The 5,096-nt window shown below is 68.4% G+C and carries 7 protein-coding genes and 2 pseudogenes; 2 read left to right on the top strand and 7 right to left on the bottom strand.

The genetic code is table 11. The features are described from left to right. Positions 1 to 432: 432 nt before the first annotated feature. From AB1609_15050 to AB1609_15060, 3 genes are read right to left on the bottom strand one after another with little or no spacing between them, the layout of a single operon-like run. Complete coding sequence (locus AB1609_15050) at positions 433 to 540, bottom strand: hypothetical protein (protein ID MEW6047775.1); 108 nt, start codon at positions 538 to 540, stop codon at positions 433 to 435. 37 nt (positions 541 to 577) lie between these two features. Then, a complete protein-coding gene (locus AB1609_15055; GenBank protein MEW6047776.1) occupies positions 578 to 955 on the bottom strand; it encodes a DUF6516 family protein in 378 nt (125 codons plus the stop codon). Positions 956 to 957: 2 nt separating this feature from the next. Then, on the bottom strand, positions 958 to 1,251 hold the full coding sequence (locus AB1609_15060) for a hypothetical protein (protein MEW6047777.1): 294 nt from the start codon (positions 1,249 to 1,251) through the stop codon (positions 958 to 960). Positions 1,252 to 1,416: 165 nt separating this feature from the next. Here AB1609_15060 and AB1609_15065 point away from each other — a divergent pair, with 165 nt between their 5' ends. After that, positions 1,417 to 1,827, top strand: a complete 411-nt coding sequence (locus tag AB1609_15065) for a hypothetical protein (protein MEW6047778.1) — start codon at positions 1,417 to 1,419, stop codon at positions 1,825 to 1,827. After that, a complete protein-coding gene (locus AB1609_15070) occupies positions 1,824 to 2,621 on the top strand; it encodes a DDE-type integrase/transposase/recombinase (GenBank protein ID MEW6047779.1) in 798 nt (265 codons plus the stop codon). The genes AB1609_15065 and AB1609_15070 overlap by 4 nt, the downstream gene beginning before the upstream one ends. Positions 2,622 to 2,665: 44 nt before the next feature. On the opposite strand, the gene AB1609_15075 is transcribed toward AB1609_15070, so the two are convergent. From AB1609_15075 to AB1609_15090, 4 genes and pseudogenes are all read right to left on the bottom strand, one after another. Continuing rightward, positions 2,666 to 3,457 carry a polysaccharide deacetylase family protein gene (locus AB1609_15075; GenBank protein MEW6047780.1) on the bottom strand — a complete coding sequence of 264 codons (792 nt, stop codon included), beginning with the start codon at positions 3,455 to 3,457 and terminating at the stop codon, positions 2,666 to 2,668. A 47-nt stretch (positions 3,458 to 3,504) separates the two neighbouring features. Further along, positions 3,505 to 3,867: a hypothetical protein gene (locus AB1609_15080; protein ID MEW6047781.1), complete on the bottom strand. Its 363-nt coding sequence runs from the start codon at positions 3,865 to 3,867 to the stop codon at positions 3,505 to 3,507. A 134-nt stretch (positions 3,868 to 4,001) separates the two neighbouring features. Next, positions 4,002 to 4,127, bottom strand: a pseudogene (locus AB1609_15085) (hypothetical protein). Positions 4,128 to 4,182: 55 nt separating this feature from the next. After that, positions 4,183 to 4,863, bottom strand: a pseudogene (locus AB1609_15090) (transposase). Positions 4,864 to 5,096 lie beyond the last annotated feature (233 nt).

Genomic DNA, 5,096 nt, shown 5'->3' on the forward strand with positions numbered 1-5,096 from the left:
AGCGTGGGAACAGACCGAGGGCGGAGGAAGAAGGTACTGGTATGACGTTTCCGGGCGTGCGGGCTGGCGAGCCCGGTACGTCAAGGAAGTGGACGCTCTTGAGCGAACGACATCCTTTCGCCAGGAGTTCTACGATGCCGAGGGGCGGCTTCGTGAGGTGCACCAGGAACACCCGGTAGATACCGGACACATGCGGGTTGGGGAACGGAGCGGTGTCGTAATGGTTGTGACCCGAGAGACTGTAGCTCAGAAACTGACCGCATACTTGCAGCAGCGGGTAACTCTCAAGGACCTGGTCGACTGGGCCGGGCGGGCTCTATACGACGTCTCCCAGACTGGCCCTGGTCCCGGGTCGACGGCGGCCAGCCCCGTTCCCGCCCGATTCTGTCCAGATCGACCCACGACCTTTCGAGCTGCCCAAGGAGCTGGCCATTATCGACCGGATGTTGGACGACGAGCGCTTAAGGCTTCGTAGACATCTTCTCGTTCGAGCTGGGGCTCGTCCACGCTCAGGGCAGACAGGATCGACGACACGGGCATGCGAAGGCCCCGGACACAGGGCTTGCCGAAGCGCTTCTCAGGGGTGAGGGTCTTTGGCTTTCAAGCGTTCCTGGACGAACTCCATGAAGCGGACAAGGCCAGCTTCCGGCTCAGCAGGAACAAAGCTCTCGACCACCCCTTCCTCGGAGCCGTCGTGGAAATGATGGGGAAAAGTCTTCACGGACGCCCAGCGCTCGTGGGGCGCGTTATCGCACCGGTAGAGTGTGCCGTCGATAGCGCGTCGTTCCCAGTGGTAGCTGTAGCGGTCTTCGAACCACAAGGAGAACCAGACGTCCACGATACTGCCATCCCTGACGAGCACCCGCAGCCGGTTGGTCCCGGGGAGCGATACTCCTGCGACGAGGTCAGGGAACCGATCAACCAACACGTCGCGCAACCGACGTGTATCGACCACCCTCATGCGAGAGCCTCAAGAAGGCGCCGAAGCTGTTCCCGCCGAGCCGTGAGGTGGTCCAGCTTCTGGAAATCCTCCCAGCTTGTGGACTCCTCGACGAGTCCCTGGCGGTAGAGGGCATCCATTTCCTCGACGCTCTTGACGCCGTACTTGCCGCCGATCGCCAGGATCTCTGCGTTGACCTCGCGAAGAGCCTGCTGCAGGTAAGTGACGATACCCTCTCGTACGAGACGCTCAGGCGGCAAGCTGAGCTCCTGTGCAATCTGGGCAACCAGCGTTTCCAGAGGCAGACTCACGGCGTTCCCACCTCTTGGCCCGGAGGGTGCAACTTCGTCGGACGCCGACAAGGGCTCCGGGCCGATTTTACCACCGCAGCGCTCCTGTGGGAGCAGCGCGCGATCACCCACGTAAGATGCTACCGAAAGGGCACTGGCTCACCCATCCAAGAATGTTACTGAAGGGTGGATGGGGTGCCCATGTCCCTTCGCAGTCGACGCGAGTACCTGATCGAGATGCAGCGACGTTACGCCACCAGCCATAGCCGTCAGGAGAAGGGCCGGATCATCGACGAGATCGTCCAAACCCTGGGGTATCACCGCAAGCACGCCATCCGTTGCCTGCATGCGTCCCTGGCGACGGATCGACCCCCTATCCGCCGTCGCCGACCGTTGCAGTACACGGAGGCCCTCTCGGCCATTCGGCTCGTCTGGGAGGCGCTCGACTACCCGTGCGCCGAGCGCCTGCATCCCGTGTTGCTTTCGATGGCCGAGCAGCTGGCGGCGCATGGGGGCTGTACCTCGACGACCGCCTTCGCGAGCAGCTCGCCCACATCAGCCGCACCACCCTGGCCCGTCGGTTGGCCCGGATGGTGACGGACAAGCCCCGCCGCATCGGCTCCCCCACCAAGGCCCAGGGCCTGCTGCGGGCCGAAGTGCCCGTTGGGCGCTTCGACTCCACCGAACAGCGTCCCGGGGCCCTGGAGATCGACCTGGTGGAGCACAACGGGGGAAGCTCTCTGGGTCAGTTTGCCTATACGCTGCACATGGTCGATGTCGTCACCGGGTTTAGTCGGCGCCGGGCGGTGCTGGGCCGCAGCCAGCGCGTCGTCTTCGACGCCCTCAGCACCCTTCTGGGCGAGTGGCGCTATGCGGTCTGGGCCCTCCACACGGACAACGGTTCCGAGTTCCTCAGCCATCACCTGGTACGCTTTACCCGCGAGCGCAGCCTTCGGTTTGAACGGGGCCGCCCTTACCACAAGAACGACCAGCCCTACGTCGAGCAGAAAAACCGCCAACTGGTGCGGGAGGTGGTGGGTTATGCCCGTTATGACACCCCCGAAGCGGTCGCCTGGCTCAACGCCGTCTATGCGGTGCTGGACCCCTTACGTCAATGGGTTCGTGCCGGTGCGGAAGGTGGTCGCCAAGCCTCGGGAAGGAGGCAAGGTGCGCAAGCGCTACGACCGGGCCCGCCCTCCGGTGGACCGCGTCTTCGAGTCAGGGGTGTTGAAGCCGGAGCGCCAGGCCGCGCTGGATCAGCAACGACGGGCCATCAACCCCCTGAGCTGGCATCACCAGCTCGAACAGCTGATCGCCCAGGGACCGCCGGCAGCAGGGGCCACGGCCCCTGCTGCTCCTCAACCGGTTGGGTTGCATTCTCTCGTGGGTGAGCTATCCCCCGTTCGGTAACATTTTTTCGTGGGTTGACACGGGGTCAAGGTGACGGCACGCCGGGCGGCGTCGGCATGCCGCGCTTACCCTCACCCCGCCCCGCCGCCACGTACTCGCCCACGGCCTGCACTGTGTCGACCCAGACCCGGGGCCGCAGCCCCGCCAGCCAGCGCAGCAGCTCCCGAAGCACGCCTGGCTCCACCGCCAGGTAGTCGCCCCCGACCCCGTGGAAGCAGAGGGTCACCCACCGCCCGGCCGCGAGCGCCCGCTCGACCGGCGCCACGACCTCGGCTGCGCCGACCCCGCTCACCACCCAGGCCTCCAGCCGGTGCAGCCGGCAGGTGGCCGGGTCGTTGGCCAGCCCGCCCACCCCCCGGGCCACGGTGAAGTGGCGGGCGATGACCGGTTCGTACGACTGCCGCCGGGGCCCCTCGCCCACGAAGCTCTCCCCGCACGGGTAGGCGAAGCTGAAGCGCCCGATGCCCGGCACCAGCTCCCGCAGCCGCGCCGAGGCCGCCACCACGTCTGCCTCGATCTCGGCCAGACTCCACCGCTCCAGGGCCTGCGCCGGGTCGATGAACGGGTGTTCCCCGCTGCAGGGGTGGCGCAGGGTATGGTTGGCCAGTTCGTGGCCCTGCTGGTGCACGGCCCGCCACCGCGCGAGGTCGCGCTCGAACCGGCTGCCGGGCCCGGGGTTGACGTAGAAGGTGCCCCTCACGCCGTACGCTTCCAGCAGCGGCACCGCCACCTCCAGCTGGGAGTCCAGCGCATCGTCGAAGGTGAGCGACACGGCCGCCTGCACCCCCGGCGGCCACCCGGCGAACGCCCCGGCCATCCCACGGCCCCTCCCTCAGGAACCCGACCCCATGATGCGCCGCGTTCTTACCGCCTCGCCTGCTGACGCAGCAGCGCCAGCGGGTAAAACGTCTCCCGCCACCAGACGCCGCCCTGGCGCTCGGCCCGCCACACCGCCCGCACCATCGCGAAGGCGTAGAGCGCCGCTCCTACCGGGGCCAGGAGGCCGCTGGCACCCGGCAGGCCGGCGCCACCCTTCGCTACCGATACGCCCAGGGCCAGGGAAATGAGCGTCGCGGCCAGCGCCTGGCCCCATCCGGCCACCGCCACCCCCGCCAGGGCCCCCACGCCTCCGGCCAACGCCCACACCGCCGGCACGACGAAAAGGACGACCAGCCCCCCAACCTGTAGCAAGGCGACGCCGGGCCGGTACTGGCTGCCGGCGTACACGTTCTTCTGGAAGCCGCGGATGGCCTCGCCCAGGGAGCCGGACCACCGCAGCCGCAGCAGCCCCCAGACGCCAGCAGGTCCTGCCGGGCTCCCGCGGCGCGGAGGGGCGCACCGAGCTTGACGTCATCATCCATGCACAGACGAATCGCCGCATGCCCGCCCGCCTTGCGGTAGACCTCCCGGCGCACCAGGTTGAAGGCGCCGATGCCCGGCGCCACCTTGCCGGCCCGGATGAGCCGACGCGAGTACACGAGCGCCACCAGGGTGGAGAAAAAGGCCAGCAGGGCCTGCAGCCAGATCCCCCGGCTCGATGCGAGGCCGCAGCCGATAGAGAGCCCGGAAGTTCGGGGTGCGCTGGTACGCCCGAGCCTGCCGCAGCTCCACCTCGTAGGGGCGGATCGTGACCTGACGCGCCGCCGCCGGCGTGCAGCGCGCCTTCAGCGCACAGGGCCCGCAGGCCTCGGCCGCAAAGCTCACCCCAAACGCCCGGTGGGCCGCCAGCCGGCCCGGGTCGAAGCGGACCGTCTGCCCTGCAGGGCAGGTGAGGGTGCCGGCGTCGGCGTCGAGGGCAAACGCCTCCTTCCAGAAGTACCCCTCCCGGTTGGTCGCCGGGGGCGCCTTGGCCACGATGAGGGTCCCCTTCTCGGCCTGGCGCCGGGCGCGCTCGACGTCGAAGTACGCCTGATTGCCCAGCACCTCCGCGGGGCGGTGGCCGCGCCGCTCCTGGTCGTCCAGCATCGCTTCCAGCACTGCGTCGTCCGGTGCATTGGCCGGCGTCACCTCGACGGCGGTGACCAGTCGGTGGCCCTCGCCGCCCGTCATCAGATGGGCCTTGTGGCCGTCCGCCCGGGTCGAGGCCGTCTTGTGGCCGTGGCGCATCTCGGGGTCAACCACCGAGATGACCCGGTCTTTGGCCACCCCCCGCTTGAGGCGCACCGTTCCGTCGGGATCGCGCTCGACGTCCTGGGTGGCCACCCGCTCCAGCAGGTCCACCATGGCCTTCAAGTCCTCGGGCAGCTTCGGAAGGGCCCGCGCGGCCGCCACCAGGGTCAACGCGTCGTCGACCAGCTCCTGGAGAAGCTGTCGGCGGGCCTCGGGGTCGTCCCAGTGTTCTAAGGCCTCTGTCAAGGGGTTAGGTTGCCAGCCACGGGGCGTCGCGCCGGGCTTTGCTCCACCCCCTCGACGCCCAGGGCATTGCGCCCGAGCGTCGGCATTGGTACGCTGAGCGC

This window comes from Bacillota bacterium, from assembly GCA_040754675.1.
Lineage (GTDB): Bacteria > Bacillota > Limnochordia > Limnochordales > Geochordaceae > Geochorda.